Raw genomic sequence first — 16725 nt, forward strand, 5'->3', positions numbered from 1 at the left:
AGGATGAATAATTCAGTTAATTATAATGTTACGTTCGAAACTAAAGTTTATGAAAAAGATTGGGAGTATATTCTAAAAGGGAATTACCTTAAAGAAATGATTTTGAGAAACAATTATTCTTTTTATAAACGAATTGTGCTAATAAATAATGTTTCGAACATAGAAAAAGTTAGAATGTATGCCCAATCTAAAGTTAAGGAAGGAGTTATTGATGCTTATTATGTAGTAGAGGAATATGCTGATGAAGCTTTAACTTTTTTTAATATTAATAAGAGTTCTTTTAAAGGAGGGTATTATTATTCCATTGCTGAATTGGTGAGTATTTATTTGTGTGAAACTGATTATTTATTGCATTTTTCGAGTGATTCATATATTCAAAAAAGTGATATTAGTTGGATTGATAAAGCTCTAGATATTTTAAAAAAAAGAAACGATATATTAGTTGCCAATCCTACATGGAATGGCAAATATGAAGAAGCTGAAAACGAATCTATTGAAGAGGTTGAAGGGTTTTACGTAGGATACGGTTTCTCAGACCAATGTTTTTTAATCAGAACATCAGATTTTAAAAAACAAATTTATAATGAGACCCACGTTGATTCAAATAGATATCCTAGGTACGGAGGAGAATTATTTGAAAAAAGAGTTGATAGCTATATGAGAAACCATAACAAACTTAGAATAACTAGTAAATTTGTTAGTTATATTCATGCCAATTTTCCAAAAAGGTCTATTTTAAATGAGTTTTATTTATTCACAAATTACATTGCTCAAAAAAGGTTAAAATGAAAATAAAAATAGGCTATTTAATTTCCTATGATTACAAAATGTTTTTAACATCTCTTAAGCAAGTTTATGAGCATGTTGATGGCATCTATCTTGCAATTGATAAAAATTTTAAAACATGGAGTGGGAATGAATTTGTGATAGAGGAAAGTTTTTTTGAGGAACTAAAACATTATGATTATAAAAATAAAATTGAGTTTTATTTTGATGAATTTTACGTTCCTGAATTATCCCCAATTGCATGTGACATTAGAGAAAGGAACTTGTTGTTAAAAAAAATGGGAAAGGGGTGGTTGATTCAATTGGATTGCGATGAATATTTATATGATTTTAAAAAAGTGCGTAAGTTCTTAAAACGTCATTGGTATCTTAATGTTTTTCCAAAGTTTACTCCAATAGTATTTCAAGGCGAATTAATTACTCTATACAAAGAATTATCTGATGGTTTTTTGTATGTTGACAACAAGGAGAGATTTTCTTTTATTACAAATTGTAATACCTACGAAGGGGTAAGGACTAATCATAGTATTAGTAATCATTTAATGAAAGCTAAAGTAATTCACCAATCATGGGCAAGATCTGAAGAGCAAATGCTTTTTAAGATAAAGAATTGGGGACATAGGGATGATTTTGATACACAAAATTACTTTGAATTTTGGAAAAGTTTAAATAGTTCAAATTATAAGAATTTTAAAAACTTTCACCCTATGCGTTCTAATTTGTGGAATGAATTGCATTTTATGAAAGCTAGTACAATTGATGAATTTATAAAAAATTATGGAAAAAAGAATGATCAAGTACTAGTTAATGTTGGTTTTTTTAAATTAGTTACTGCCTTCCTAAAACGTATTTTAGGAAAATTGAATTTTGGGATAAATAATAAGTTTCTAAAGTTATAATGTAAATATGAATTTATCTGTGATAATTTTGGCAATGACCACTACAAAAGAGTTATTCAGTATGACCTCTAATTGCATTAACTCTTTATTGGATTCTGAGCAAAATATCGATATGGAGATATTAGTTATAGAGTCCAATAAAGAATATTTTCGTTCAGATTTTAAATATCCTGATTTTGTTAATGTAATTATTCCAGATGAAGATTTTAATTTTCATAAATTTTTGAATATTGGAATTAAAGCATCAAAAGGTGATTTTGTGGCCTTATGTAATAATGATCTCATTTTTTATAAAAATTGGTTTTCGGAAATTTTAAAAGTACAAGTGGAGAATCCTTCTATAAAGTCATTTTCACCCAGTGGCAAGATTGATGATTTTGCATTTTCAAGGCCATTTGAAATAGGATACAAAGTGAGGACGCACATTATGGGTTGGTGTATAGTAGCCAAAAGGGAAGTTTTTTCGAGAATTGGTTATTTGGATGAAACATTCGATTTTTACTTTGCTGATAATGATTATGCAATGACTTTGAAGATGTATGATATTAGACATGCGATGGTTTTTAATTCTTATGTGAAACATTTAGAAAAAAAGTCATCAAATAGTTATTTAAATTCAGTTTCAGAGCAAAATGATTTTTTGAAAAAATATCATTTACCGCAATATTTATTGGAAAGTGAATACAAATGGGTGGTTGAAAATGAAAGGAATTTATCTGGGTTTTTAAAATTTCATGGTAAATGGGGGAGTCCAATTATATATTATAGAAAAAATAAAATTGCTGATTTATTAATTAAATATAAATTAGGTATTTTGAATAGGATTGTATTAAAATTACAATGATTAATTGAAACTTAAGTTACTATTATATTGATTACCATTCTATACCCATATCGCAACCGAGAAGTAGAACGTATTAAACGATCTTTAGATTCATTGGCACTGCAAACGGATCAGTGTTTTAAAGTGCTATTTGTGGATTATGGGTCTAAGCAAGAAATGGCCAATGATGTGGAATGTCTTTTACAATCGTATTCTTTTGTGAATTATTTTTATTTGTATACAAGATTTCAACCTTGGAATAAGAGTAAGGCTCTAAACTTTGCTATTAAAAAGTGTGACACGGATTACTGTTTTGTGGCAGATGTGGATATGATTTTTCACCCTGAGTTGGTTTCCTTACTAATTTCCAAATGTGAGGAAACGACGATTACTTATTTTAAAGTAGGATTTTTGTCAAAGTTAGAAAGCTCTAAGTCATTAGCGTTTAACAAATATCAGATAAAATTCTACACTAATCATGAGGCCACCGGGATATCTCTTTTGCCTGTTAAAAAGCTTAAAGAGGTTCAAGGATATGATGAGTTTTTTCATTTTTGGGGAGCCGAAGATACAGATTTGCATAATAGATTGCGTAGTTTAGGGTGTACTATTGCATATTTTGACACTGCGATTATGATGCTTCATCAATGGCATCCTAATTATAGAAAGAGAGAAACAAAAAGACTAAATTTAGAATTGCAACTTTCCGGTATTGTTGAACATAATCATTTGCATTTGGTTAATAATTTAGATAAAAGAGTGACTAAAGTAAACCATTGTGATTGGGGTAATTGTATTTCTTTAGAAGATTTTGACAACTTAAATAAAGTAGCAGTTATGAAGATGGATAATAATAAAACTAAAATTGATTATTTTTTGTTTCATCAATTGCCAAAGTCTAAAAATGAAATTCTTGCCATCGAGATCAAGGAAAATCAAGAGGTTAATTCATTAAAACACAATATAAAACAATTAATGAGGAAAAAGACAAATAGATTTTATGATTTAAAAACTATAAATGATATGATTTTACAGCATGTAGTTTCTTTTTATCATGCTCAACCTTATAGTTATCAAGTTGGTAGTGATTTGAAAACCTTGGTTTTTAAGATTAAAACATAAATGTAAATGTGGATATTTTCAGAGGAAAAAGTTTCGTTGTTTTGGTGGAGTGAAATTCATTTAACACAAAAGGCTAAAGAGAATTATGGTGATCTTATTGGGAAATACATTGTTGAAAAAATTTCCAATAGAAATGTAGTTTGGGTGCATCCTGGTAAAAGAAAACTAAAAAATACTTTTACGAAAATTTATTTTACAGTTGGTAGTATTTTAAGTCAAGTTGAGGGTAATTGTATAGTTTGGGGCAGCGGAATAATTTCTAGAGAACATAAAATTAATAACGCTACTTTTTTGGCTGTTAGAGGACCTCAAACTAGAAAAGTATTGATACAACAAGGGCACAATGTTCCTGAAATTTATGGAGATCCTGCATTATTGATGCCAGTTTTTTTTAAGCCCGTAGTAATTAATAAATTTGAATTAGGAATTATTCCACACTATGTTGATTATGAAGTAGTATTATTACGTTATCGAGATATAGAAAATGTTGTTGTAATCGACTTAATGACAAATGATGTAGAACAAGTTACAAAATTAATTGCATCTTGTAATTATGTAATTTCATCTTCTCTTCATGGTTTAATTGTTGCACATGCTTACAGAGTACCTGCTATTTGGGCTGAGTTTTCAAATAAAATTTATGGGGATGGTGTTAAATACCAGGATTATTTTGAATCTGTTAACTTGGTTACGCCTAAACCATTAAATTTAACAACATTTTTTGCTTTAGATGAAATCTTAGTTAATTTTTACAAAGAGTTTACTTTGCCTAAAAAGGAAAAAATAGAAGCTATACAATCACAGTTAATGGCATGTTGTCCATTTATAGAACCTTAAAATGACTAAAGTTATCCTTATTTCACAAGTTTCTTTGCCATTTTCCAATATTGGAAGTTGGACCACTTTGTATAAAAATTATATAAGAGAAGAACATTTGATAGATTTCATTGTTTGTCCCGAACCAAAAGTAAAATGGGATAACGTTGGCTATAGCTGTGTGGTTAATGATTTAATAACTAGGGTACAAGTAAAAGCTTCGAAGAATATTTATTTAGGGTATTTTAAGGCATTGCGAAAGATTTTTAAAAAAGGAGAAAAATATATTATTCAAATCGTAGATAATTATGGCATAGTAGCACCATTGACCAATTTTTTAAATCAAACAGGAATGCGACAACAGGTGTATTTGCAATTTTTTTATCATGGTTTTTCTCCTTTTTATGGAGATCTTAGATACCGATTTTTTTTCGATACCATTGATGAGATGGTGGTGTTGACTAACGATTCTTATAAAGCACATAAGAGCTATTACACCGTTTTACCCACTCGTTTTTCGGTGTTGTATAACGGAATAGATACGACACGATTTTTTCCAGTTTCAGCTACAGAAAAATTAAAGTTAAAAATAAAAAAACAAGTAGCTGATAAAACGGTTTTTGTTTGGTGTTCACAAAATCGCCCTAAAAAAGGGCTCCATCTTATTTTAGATGCTTGGAAGAGAATTTATAAAAACCGCCGAGATATTGTGTTGTGGGTGATAGGTTGTGAGATCAAAGCGTCTCAAGACGGGGTAGTATATTGGGGGCGTATACCGAATCAAGAATTGCCTGGGTATTTGCAAACCTCAGATTGTTATTTGTTTCCAACGCTTTGGCACGAAGGATTTGGGTTGAGCTTAATTGAAGCCTTGCATTGTGGGAATTACTGTATAGCTTCTGCTATTGGAGGTGTTCCTGAAGTAATGCAGTATGGTAAATTGGGTAGATTGATTGAAAATCCTCATTTTGTAACAGCATGGGAAAAGGCTATTTTAGATTTTATAGAAAATCGGAGAGAGGATATTAGAATTGATTCAGATCTGTATTCCTCTAAAAGTTGGAATATTGGCATGAATGAGATTATTACCAATGCTAAAATTACATTGAATTCATAAAATAGACATGATAAAAATAATTAAAACTTTTATTCTTTCAAGAATTAATCTAGTAAAAGATAAAATTAAAGCGTTTCGAATTTACAATTTGAGATCAAAAAAAGAGTCAGATGTTAAACGTTGGAAAGAAAACGATCAATTATTCAACGACTGGAATGAAAGGACCTTGCTGTTAGGTTCATTTATTCAAATAGATAGTAAAGTGATTGAGTTTGGAGCCGGTAATATGATTTTGGAAACCTTACACTTTAAAAAATATACCCCAACTGATATTGTAAAACGGAATCCAAAAATGCTAGTTTGTAATTTAAACGAACCAATCACTATTGAATTATCAGAATATACTGCAGCAGTTTTTAGTGGTGTTTTAGAGTATGTTTATAATATAGACGCAGTGTTTTGTCAAATTTCAAATAACATTGATCAAATTGTGCTGTCATATTGTTGTTCGGATATTCTAAATGTTTCAAGAATTAAAAACGGTTGGTTAAGTGATTATTCCAAAAATGAACTGGAAAAAATTTTTGAAAAATACAATTATAAAATTTGTGATGAAACACAATGGAGAGGGCAAACGATTTACAATTTAAAAAAAGAATGAGTTTTAGGGATTTCATGAATTTGTTTTAAAATTCATTAACAGAAACATTCATTATACTTAATAAAAAATGAAAGCTAACATTAAAACGCTTGCAATAAATAACTATAAAAAATTTTGCGAATTAGAAGGCAGTGATTTTATTGCAAGTGAGTTTGCTCTAGAAACATTACTAACAATAATTAGAAATTTTAAAATTAATAGCATTCTTGAGATTGGGATGGGAATTGGTTCTGTATCTGATACAGTTCTGAAATTTGTTCATAATGAAAAAATTAGTCTGACATATTGTGGAACTGAGAATAATGACTTTTGTTTGAAAATGCTACCTCAAAATGTTGATTTTTTTGATGAAATTTTAATTTTTTCAAACATAGACTGTTTGCCTAAGAAAAAATATGATTTAATTATAATTGATGGTTCAGATGATAGTTTGTCAAAATTGAGAGCATTTTGCAATGCTCATGCAATGATTTATATTGAAGGGGGTAGACATGAGCAAACTACCAAAATCTTAGGGATGTTTCCTAATTCCGTCCATGTTAATGTTATTACATTGAAAAAGAATCCGTCCTATGCGCACGAAGATAGAAGTGTTAAAAGTTATATTGGTGGAGGTCAATTGATATTCATTACCCCAACATTTAAAATGAAAATATTTTGGTTGAAAGAAAAGGTGTCAACCTTTGTTAAAATAAAAATCAGGAAAATAACTGGGAAAGTGTTTTAGAATTTCTATAATAATCAGCTTCTCAAATCTATAATTGCTTATGATTTATTCTTATAAAAGGTGGAATTAGTTTATGAATATCATCATTGAATATGATAAAGAAATAATTTAATATTCAAAATCATGCAAATTGAAAGTGTTATTTTCAATTTGCATGATTTTTTGTTTTTTAATGATTAATGTATTGGTAATTAAATGATTAGACATTGTTTTTGTTTCGATAAAAAGTTGTTTTATTCTTTAAACTTGTCTTTTTTGACTGTTATTCTTGTTTTTTAGATAGTTTTTTTGATTAAATTTGTGCAAATTGAAAATGTGATTTACAATATGCGTGATTTTATCCAAAGAAAGATAGAAGCTACTATTCAACAGTATCTTAAGATATTTCCGGTTGTTGCGGTTTTAGGGCCTAGACAATGTGGAAAATCTACCTTGGTCAAAAACTTGTCTCAGCATTGGGGGGCTTCGTTGTTTTTGGATTTGCAATATGATGCTGATTTGGGGAAACTCGATCAGCCTACCTTTTTCTTTGAATCCAATGCCGATAAAATTATCTGTTTGGATGAAATTCAGTTGGTTCCACAATTGTTTTCGGTCTTGCGAAGCGTGGTAGATCAAAATCGTCAAAATGGCAAGTTTGTGTTGTTAGGTTCGGCTTCTCGGGATTTGATTCAACATACTTCAGAGAGTTTAGCAGGTAGAATTGGAATGGTATATTTATCGCCTTTTACCCTCAATGAATTGGATGATTTGCAATATTTTGACCTCAAAAAGTTTTGGTTGCGTGGTGGTTTTCCAGATAGTTATTTAGCGGATAGCGATGATTTTAGTGGGATTTGGCGCGATAATTTTATTAAAACGTTTGTAGAGCGCGATATTCCGCAGTTGGGTTTTCAAATTCCCGCCTTGCAGTTAAGGCGTTTTTTGATGATGTGCGCGCATCAGCAAGGACAATTGATGAATTATTCCAAGTTAGGGGAATCCTTAGGATTGACGCATCCTACCATTCGTCGGTATGTCGATTTGTTGGAACAGACCTTTATTTTGAAAACCTTGTCTCCGTATGAAGTAAATGTAAAAAAACGCTTGGTGAAAGCCCCAAAGGTTTTTGTTCGTGATTCAGGGTTGTTACATCAATTACTTGCCATTTCGGATTTTAATGCACTGCTGGGTCATCCCGTTTTTGGCGCTTCTTGGGAAGGAGTAGTGATCGAAAATGTAGTTGTGAATTATCCGGATTGGGATTGTTATTTTTATCGTACCGCAACGGGAGATGAATTGGATTTAGTCTTAGAAAAAGGAACGCAACGCATCGCTATTGAATGTAAGGCCTCGACGGCACCTAAGTTAACCAAAGGATTTTATCGTGCGCTAGCAGTGGTGCAACCCCAACAAACGTTTGTCATTATCCCAGCACCGGTTTCTTATGAAATAGCTCCCAATATTACGGTATGTGGATTATCGGAGTTTTTGAAACGCTAAACTTTGTCAAAGTTTTGAACTTTGACAAAGTTAAAGTTTGCTTTTCTTATCTTTGACCGCCAAAAATATTGCATTTGAAAACCATTGCTATTATACCCGCTCGTGGCGGCTCTAAGAGTATTTCAAATATGAGAAAATTTCTATTTAGGGATTTGTTATTGTTGCTTAAAAACAATAAGTATATGTCTGGTTTGTGATAATTTTTACGATTCATTATTTTACAAGAAAGGGTGTTTGTTCTAGTTTTATTAAGATGTAAAACTGATGGGTATAATAAAAAAATAAAAAAATGAAAGAAGGTAAAACCTATATTATTGCAGAGGTAGGTCAAGCTCATGAGGGTAGTTTGGGTATATTGTATTCTTATATTGATGCTTTAGTTGAAACAGGAGTAAATGCTGTGAAATTTCAATTGCACATTGCCGAAGCAGAAAGTAGTTTAGAAGAACCTTTTAGAGTTCAATTTTCATTTGAGGATACGACACGATTTGATTATTGGAAACGTATGGGGTTTACTATCGAACAATGGAAGGGGATTAAAAAATATTGTGATACAGTTGGCTTAGATTTTATATGTTCGCCCTTTAGTAATTTGGCAGTAGAATGGTTGGAAGAAATTGGTATCGAAAAATATAAGATTGGTTCCGGAGAAGTAAATAATTTTTTGATTTTAGAAAAAATAGCTCAAACTGGGAAACCTGTAATACTATCTTCCGGCATGAGTTCTTTTGAAGAATTAGATCAAACTGTGGCTTTTTTGAGAGAAAGAAATGTGGTCTTCTCCATTTTGCAATGTACCACTGCTTATCCTACACATCCAGAACAATACGGATTGAATGTAATTCAGGAATTAAAAAACCGTTATAAGGTACCTATTGGTTTTTCAGACCATTCGGCAAGACTTGAAACGTGCATTGCTGCAACGGCTCTTGGGGCAGAAATTTTGGAATTCCATGTAGTTTTTGACCGGCAAATGTTTGGACCAGATTCCAAATCATCCTTAACGATATCAGAAACCAAAGAGTTGGTATTAGCTGTTCGGAACATTAAACGAGCGCTAGATTGTCCGGTAGATAAAAATTCTAATGAAAATTTTACAGACTTAAAACAAATCTTTGAAAAATCATTGGCTTTAAATAAAAAATTGCCCAAAGGTCATAAAATAACGATTGAAGATTTAGAGGCAAAAAAACCAAAAGGATATGGTATTAACGCAGCAAAATTTAAAGAAGTTGTTGGTAAAACTCTTATTTTCGATAAAAACAAATGGGATTTTTTAAATGAATATGATATACAATGAGTAGAAGAAAAATTGCTGTAGTTATTACAGCTAGGCCGTCCTATAGCCGTGTAAAAACGGTTTTGTCTGCCATTCAAAAGCATGCAGATTTAGAATTGCAGTTGGTTGTCGCTGCTTCGGCTTTGTTGGACCGCTATGGTTCGGCAGTAAATTATATTGAGAAAGATGGTTTTGCTATTGCAGCCAAGGTGTTTAATGTTTTGGAAGGAGAGAATTTAACAGCTGCAGCTAAGACTACAGGAATTGGGATTTTAGAATTATCAACGGTTTTTGATAATTTAAAACCGGATATTGTCGTAACAGTGGCTGATCGTTTTGAAACCATGGCCACGGCTATAGCGGCTTCATATATGAACATTCCACTAGCCCACATTCAGGGTGGCGAGGTTACAGGAAATATTGACGAAAAAGTACGCCATGCTATTACCAAATTGGCGGACTACCATTTTGTAGCTTCAGAAGGAGCCAAAGAACGAGTGGTGAAATTGGGTGAAAATCCGAATTTCGTTTTTAATACAGGTTGTCCTTCTATTGATTTGGCCAAAGAGGTGAAGGAAAATAGTGCTACTTTACCCTTTAATCCTTATGAAAAATATGGTGGAGTAGGTGCCAAACCCGATTTGTCGAAGGGTTATTTGGTGGTCATGCAACATCCCGTAACCAATGAATACCAAAATTCGCGTAAACATATAGAAGCAACCTTGGAAGCCATTTACAAAGTAAATCTACCCACTTTATGGTTTTGGCCCAATGTAGATGCGGGTGCCGATGGGACTTCAACGGGTATTCGAGCCTTTCGAGAGCAACACGACTTGCCTAATGTCCATTTTTTCAAGAATATGGAAGGCAAAGATTTTTTGCAATTGTTACAGCATAGCGATTGTTTGATAGGGAACTCGAGTGTTGGTATCAGAGAATGTGCCTATTTGGGAGTACCAGTAATTAATATTGGTTCCCGTCAAAATAGAAGAGATAGGGGCGCGAATGTGATGGATGTGGATTATGCACAAGCCCCAATTGAAATAGCAATTGCAACCGCAATCCAAAAAGGCAAAGTCAAATCTTCTTCCATTTATGGTAATGGAAAAGCAGGAGTTCAAATAGCCCAATTATTGGCTGAATTGCCGTTGCAGTTTCATAAAACGATAATGTATTAAGATGCGAATTTTAGCCATCATCCCCGCTCGAGGAGGCTCCAAAGGTGTTCCTGGGAAAAACACTAAATTGTTAGGAGGGAAACCACTTATAGTTCATGCGAGCGATTGTGCAAAACAATCAAAATATGAAATGGATATCGTAGTTTCTACAGATAGTGAGGAAATTAAAAAATGTTGTATTGATAACAATATAAAATATGTGGATAGACCTTCCGAATTTGCTAAAGATGATAGCTCTGTGATTCCTGTTATTCATCATGTTTTAGAAAAAATGAATAGTAATTATGATTTAATTGTTTTATTACAGCCTACTTCTCCTTTTAGAAAGAGTGAGCAATTAGATCAAATCATTACTTTTTTTAAAAAGGATATCAATTTAGAAGGTGTTATAAGTGTGGTTCCAGTTGAAGATAATCATCCTGCTAGAATGTATAGTTTGAATTCTGATTTTGGAATGAAGCCTTTCTTGTCTTCAAAAGAAGAGACGGTTAGAAGGCAAGATTTGAATCCTGTTTATTTAAGAAATGGTTGTTTCTATGTAGTAAAAACTGAGTCATTTTTAGCTCAAAATACAGTGATGCCTTCTCAAAAAAAAGGGTATATCATGGATTCTAAGTATCATGTGAATATTGATAATCCAAGAGATTTTATGCTTGCCAGTTTAATATATGAAGAATGGGAAAATGAAAATAGCCATAACTGAATCACAAAATTTCAGTAAAACAGGTCTTGAAAAACTGAAGACTATAGCTGATGTTCAACAATATGATTTTAAAACAATTAAAGAGTTAATTCAACGGTGTAAAAATGTTGACGTGCTTTTTGTACGTTTGCGCTTTAAATTCACCAAAGAGGTCTTGATACAATTGCCTAATGTGAAGTTTATTCTTTCCGCAACTACAGGAACTGATCATATAGATGAAGACTTTTTTGTGAAACGAGGAGGTAAAATAATTTGCCTAAAAGGGGAGACTGAATTTTTAGAGCAAATACCATCAACAGCAGAACACACTTGGGGCTTACTTTTATCATTAGTAAAAAAAATCCCATTTTCATTTGATGAAGTTAAGAAAGGCAATTGGAATAGGGATTCTTTTAAAGGAAATAATCTTAAAAATAAGAAAATTGCCATTCTTGGAATGGGAAGAGTTGGTAAACAAGTAGCTAAAATTGCCAATTGTTTTGATATGGAAGTTGGATTTTATGATATTAAAGAAGTTGATGTGCCTTATCTTAAATTTGATTCTCCAATAACTTTGTTTGAATGGGCGGATATTATTAGTGTTCATATACCGCAGAATAAATCTAATGAAAATTACATAGATAAAAAGTTGTTGTCACATATTAATAAAACTTCAGTATTAATCAATACATCAAGAGGGGGAATTTGGGATGAGGATACCCTCTGTGAAATGATATGGAATAAAGAAATAAAAGGTGTTGCTACAGATGTTTTAAGAAATGAATTGGATAATAAGATTGATAAAAATGGATTAGTTTCTTTATCTCAAAAAGGATTTCCAGTAATTATTACGCCTCATATTGCTGGTGCTACTATTGAATCTATGGAAATGACGGAAGAATTTATTGTGAATAAGTTTATTAATTGCAAAATAAAATAGTTTCTTTTATTATCAATGAGAAATAAAATGATAATTGTTAGCATTTAAATTACGAGATGAATCATATATATAAAACAGAAATTACTTGAAATCAAAACCAAAAATATTCATTTTACTACCCGATGGTATAGGGTTACGAAACTTTGCCTATTCGGAATTTCATACCATAGGCGAAAAAGAAAATTTCGATCTCGTGTTTTGGAACAACACCCCATTTGATTTAAAGACACTTGGTTTTACCGAAATTAAAATTGGAAATTCTAAATCCCATCCTCTAACCGAGACATATAAGAATGCTCGCAAACAAATAGAGTTAAACCTGAATATTCGAAGGATTAAAGACCGCGTTTATGACACCTATCGCTTCCCTTTTTCGTACAATACTGTAAAAAAGGCGATTAAGAGCAGCGTCACTCAATTAATGACTTTTACGCATTCTTCTCCATTTGGATTGGCTCGTATTCGAAAAAAAATCAGACAAGAAGAACGCAAAACCTTGTATTATCATCAGTGTCTGGAGACCTTACAAAAGGAACAACCAGCCCTAGTGTTTTGCACCAATCAACGTCCGATGACGGCTATTGCTCCTTTATTGGCAGCTCAAGAATTGGGAATACCGACGGCTACGTTTATTTTTTCATGGGATAATTTGCCTAAAGCGACTATGGTTGTTGAAACGGATTATTATTTTGTTTGGAGTGATTTGATGCAAAAAGAATTACTGTTCTATTATCCTTATATTAAAAAAGAACAGGTTTTTGTAACGGGCACTCCACAGTTTGAGTCTCATTTTGATAAGACCAAAATACTATCTAGAGCAAATTTTTTTAAACAGCATCACTTAGATCTAGATAAAAGATACATCTGTTACTCGGGTGATGATGTGACTACTTGTCCAGATGATCCCAAGTATTTAGAAGAGGTGGCCTTAGCCGTTCGCGAATTGAATAAAAAAGGACATTCATTGGGTATTATTTTCAGACGCTGTCCTGTTGATTTCTCCACTCGTTATGATCAAGTCTTGGAAAAGTATAAAGATGTAATTACACCAATTGTTCCATTATGGGAAAGGATTGGAGAAGGTTGGAATACCATTTTGCCCACTCCAAAGGATATTGATTTGCAAATGAATGTCATAGCGCATACTGAATTAGTGGTCAATTTAGGTTCCTCTATGGTTTTTGATTATGTAGCCCATCACAAGCCTTGCGCTTTTGTTAATTATGATGTTGGCCAAAAAAGAATTACCAATTGGTCGGTAAAAAAGATATACGACTACGTTCACTTTCGTTCCATGCCTAATAAAGAAGCTGTTTTGTGGATTAATAGTCCAGCCGAAATAGGGGCCATTATTGCAAAAGGGCTCTCGAATCCGTCGAAGGTAGTAGGAAATGCTCAAAAATGGTTTGAAGTCATTAACCAGCACCCCCCTCAAGAGGCTTCAAAACGCATTTGGCAAGCTATAAACGCTATTATTTCTAAATAAAGTGCTACTGGATTTTATGTAAAAAACTAAAATAGATAATAAGACTATCCGTAATTCATACCAAGAGATTAAATATTGAAAATACCCTTTGCGAGCCAAATTTCACGCAAAGTCGCAGAGACGCAAAGAATAGAGAGAATAAAGGGCAATGAAAAACATTCCATAATTAATTCCTTCTCCAAAATGGTACTATTCGCGGATAGTCATAATAGATAAAATTAATCCAGCTTTCACCAACCAACAGCAAGAAAATAAACCATTAAGAACATTAAGAAAATTAAGATTTAATAAGTTTACTACACCTTGTACTCTTAATGGTCCCATAAAGGTAAGTTGTATTTTATGCCCTTTCAAAAAGAAAGTGCTTATTCGTTAAACTATTTTATTTTCCACACTAAACCCAGTAGTGTTTTGACTCCTAAATAATAATGCTTTTCTTTGCAAAGCAATAATCAAATCCAATCAGCAGTACTACATTAGCTACACTATACCTAATAAATTAGTGGAAAGTAGTGTAATTCGTGTTCGTTTTTTTACTTTAAAGTATGTTTTTCAACTCCTTGGCCTTTGCGCTTTTTTTGCCTTTAGTGTTTTTCTTGTATTGGTTTGTTTGTAATAAAACCAAAAGCACTCAAAATGCCCTACTCATTATCGCCAGTTATTATTTTTATTCCTGCTGGGATTGGCGGTTTTTATTTTTGTTGGTATTCTCTACTTTTTTGGATTATTATACGGGTATCCGAATTGAAAAAAGTCAAAAAGAGAGCGGACGAAAATTCTGGTTTTGGCTCAGTATTAGCGTCAATTTAGGGTTTTTAGGATTGTTTAAATATTACAATTTCTTTGCCGATTCGTTTGCCCAATTGTTTACTTCAATTGGTTTTAAAGTGAGTCCTATTTTGTTGGATGTCATCCTTCCCGTAGGCATCTCCTTTTATACCTTTCATGGGGTATCCTATGTTATTGATATTTATTATCAACGCATCAAGGCCGAATATAATTTTGTGGATTATTCGTTGTTTGTGAGTTATTTTCCCTTGTTGGTAGCAGGGCCTATCGAACGCGCCACCCATTTATTGCCACAAGTGAAAGTAAAGCGCACTTTCGATTTGGAGAAAGCCAAAGAAGGCCTAGCGCAATTTGTTTGGGGCTTGGTCAAAAAAGTCGTCATTGCTGATACCTGCGCGACGTATGCGAATGCAGTTTTTGATCACTATCCTTCCATGAATTCTTTATCTTTGCTTTTGGGGGCCGTTTATTTTGCGTTCCAGATTTATGGTGATTTTTCAGGGTATTCGGATATGGCTCTAGGGATGTCGAAATTGTTCGGCATTGATTTATTGAAAAACTTCAATTATCCCTATTTTTCGAGGGATATTGCGGAATTCTGGAGACGTTGGCACATTTCCTTATCCTCTTGGTTCAGGGATTATTTGTACATTCCGCTAGGGGGAAGCCAAGGCGGCATGTGGGGTAAAGTGCGCAATACTTTTATTATTTTCTTGGTGAGTGGTTTTTGGCATGGTGCTAATTGGACGTATGTCGTTTGGGGATTGCTGAATGCCGCCTATTTCTTGCCTTTATTACTTTTGAATAAAAACAGGAATAATACCGGCCCTTTAGTATTGAGCTACGATTGGAAGGGGATACAAATGATAGGCAACATTCTTCTGACGTTTGGATTAAGCAGCATTGCTTGGGTGTTCTTTAGGGCCAAGACGATTACGGATGCAGTTTTGTATTTGAAACAAATCGTTATCAATGGCGATTTTGGCTCACAATATTTGTCGAATGAGCGCTATAACTACGAAATACTCCTTTTAATCGGTGCTTTTGTATTGGTAGAATGGAACAACAGAAACCGAGTGGAACCCTTATCAGGCCGCTTTAGTTTGCTGAAAATGGGATTGGCGATTGCGGCCATTATGGCTTTGGGGACTTTTTCGGATTATAAGGAGTTTATTTATTTTCAATTTTAAGGGTCTCGACTGCGCTCGACCTGACAGTATAAGTATTGATGTTTGGTTGTTAAATTGAGCGCATTCGCGATTGTTGTTTATAAAGAGGGTCTCGACTGCGCTCGACCTGACAGTGTAAGTATTGATGTTTGGTTGTTAAATTGAGTGCATTCGCGATTGTTTTTTATAAAGAGGGTCTCGACTGCGCTCGACCTGACAGAGTGAGTAATTACATTTAGTTTTGAAATTGACAAGTTGGGTATGTCAAATCGAGCGCAGTCGCGATTGTTTGGTTGTCAAGAGAATTTGTGGTTGTCAAAGGGTCTCGACTGCGCTCGACCTGACATTGTAAGTATTGATGTTTGGTTGTTAAATTGAGCGCATTCGCGATTGTCGTTTATTAAGAGGGTCTCGACTGCGCTCGACCTGACAGTTTGAGTTGAGAGGTTTTGTTGTCAAATCGAGCACAGTCGAGATTGTTGTTTATAAAGAGGGTCTCGACTGCGCTCGACCTGACAATGTGGGTCATGAGGTTTGGTTGTCAAATCGGGTGCATTCGCGATTGTTGTTTATGAAGAGGGTCTCGACTGCGCTCGACCTGACAGTGTAAGTGATTACATTTAGTTTTGAAATTGACAAGTTGGGTATGTCAAATCGAGCGCAGTCGAGATTGTTTGATTATAAAAAGGGTCTCGACTGCGCTCGACCTGACAGTGTAAGTGATTACATTTAGTTTTGAAATTGACAAGTTGAGTATGTCAAATCGAGCGCAGTCGAGATTGTTTGGTTGTCAAGAGAATTTGTGGTTGTAAAAGGGTCTCGACTGCGC

General features: G+C 33.2%; 15 protein-coding genes. All 15 read left to right on the forward strand.

What is annotated here, in order from left to right:
• Positions 1-3: 3 nt before the first annotated feature.
• The 15 genes from ACSVH7_RS12880 (at position 4) to ACSVH7_RS12950 (ending at position 15917) form a co-directional block, all read left to right on the forward strand.
• Positions 4-789: a hypothetical protein gene (locus ACSVH7_RS12880; RefSeq protein ID WP_438067106.1), complete on the forward strand. Its 786-nt coding sequence runs from the start codon at positions 4-6 to the stop codon at positions 787-789.
• Positions 786-1685 carry a hypothetical protein gene (locus tag ACSVH7_RS12885; RefSeq protein ID WP_438067107.1) on the forward strand — a complete coding sequence of 300 codons (900 nt, stop codon included), beginning with the start codon at positions 786-788 and terminating at the stop codon, positions 1683-1685. Before ACSVH7_RS12880 ends, ACSVH7_RS12885 begins: the two co-directional genes overlap by 4 nt.
• Before the next feature lie 7 nt (positions 1686-1692).
• Positions 1693-2529 (forward strand): glycosyltransferase family 2 protein, encoded by an 837-nt coding sequence (locus ACSVH7_RS12890; RefSeq protein WP_438067108.1) that lies wholly within the window; start codon positions 1693-1695, stop codon positions 2527-2529.
• A gap of 27 nt (positions 2530-2556) precedes the next feature.
• Positions 2557-3630 carry a glycosyltransferase family 2 protein gene (locus ACSVH7_RS12895; protein ID WP_438067109.1) on the forward strand — a complete coding sequence of 358 codons (1074 nt, stop codon included), beginning with the start codon at positions 2557-2559 and terminating at the stop codon, positions 3628-3630.
• 6 nt (positions 3631-3636) lie between these two features.
• On the forward strand, positions 3637-4467 hold the full coding sequence (locus tag ACSVH7_RS12900; RefSeq protein WP_438067110.1) for a polysaccharide pyruvyl transferase family protein: 831 nt from the start codon (positions 3637-3639) through the stop codon (positions 4465-4467).
• 1 nt (position 4468) lies between these two features.
• Positions 4469-5563 carry a glycosyltransferase family 4 protein gene (locus tag ACSVH7_RS12905; protein WP_438067111.1) on the forward strand — a complete coding sequence of 365 codons (1095 nt, stop codon included), beginning with the start codon at positions 4469-4471 and terminating at the stop codon, positions 5561-5563.
• A gap of 7 nt (positions 5564-5570) precedes the next feature.
• Positions 5571-6164: a hypothetical protein gene (locus tag ACSVH7_RS12910; RefSeq protein ID WP_438067112.1), complete on the forward strand. Its 594-nt coding sequence runs from the start codon at positions 5571-5573 to the stop codon at positions 6162-6164.
• A gap of 67 nt (positions 6165-6231) precedes the next feature.
• Complete coding sequence (locus ACSVH7_RS12915; protein WP_438067113.1) at positions 6232-6891, forward strand: hypothetical protein; 660 nt, start codon at positions 6232-6234, stop codon at positions 6889-6891.
• Between the two features lie 327 nt (positions 6892-7218).
• Positions 7219-8373 carry an ATP-binding protein gene (locus tag ACSVH7_RS12920; RefSeq protein WP_438067114.1) on the forward strand — a complete coding sequence of 385 codons (1155 nt, stop codon included), beginning with the start codon at positions 7219-7221 and terminating at the stop codon, positions 8371-8373.
• Positions 8374-8662: 289 nt separating this feature from the next.
• Entirely contained in the window at positions 8663-9673 is a 1011-nt protein-coding gene (locus ACSVH7_RS12925; protein WP_438067115.1) for an N-acetylneuraminate synthase family protein, read from the forward strand.
• Positions 9670-10830, forward strand: a complete 1161-nt coding sequence (gene neuC, locus ACSVH7_RS12930) for a UDP-N-acetylglucosamine 2-epimerase (RefSeq protein WP_438067116.1) — start codon at positions 9670-9672, stop codon at positions 10828-10830. Before ACSVH7_RS12925 ends, neuC begins: the two co-directional genes overlap by 4 nt.
• Before the next feature lies 1 nt (position 10831).
• The gene (locus ACSVH7_RS12935; protein ID WP_438067117.1) at positions 10832-11533 is read left to right on the forward strand and encodes a cytidylyltransferase domain-containing protein; all 702 of its coding nucleotides are present in this window, start codon (positions 10832-10834) and stop codon (positions 11531-11533) included.
• A complete protein-coding gene (locus tag ACSVH7_RS12940; protein ID WP_438067118.1) occupies positions 11514-12452 on the forward strand; it encodes a 2-hydroxyacid dehydrogenase in 939 nt (312 codons plus the stop codon). The genes ACSVH7_RS12935 and ACSVH7_RS12940 overlap by 20 nt, the downstream gene beginning before the upstream one ends.
• Before the next feature lie 85 nt (positions 12453-12537).
• Positions 12538-13938 (forward strand): UDP-glycosyltransferase, encoded by a 1401-nt coding sequence (locus ACSVH7_RS12945; protein WP_438067119.1) that lies wholly within the window; start codon positions 12538-12540, stop codon positions 13936-13938.
• Positions 13939-14483: 545 nt separating this feature from the next.
• Entirely contained in the window at positions 14484-15917 is a 1434-nt protein-coding gene (locus ACSVH7_RS12950) for an MBOAT family O-acyltransferase (protein ID WP_438067120.1), read from the forward strand.
• The last annotated feature ends 808 nt before the right edge of the window (positions 15918-16725 follow it).

The organism is Flavobacterium sp. TSSA_36 (genome assembly GCF_051547165.1).
GTDB lineage: Bacteria > Bacteroidota > Bacteroidia > Flavobacteriales > Flavobacteriaceae > Flavobacterium.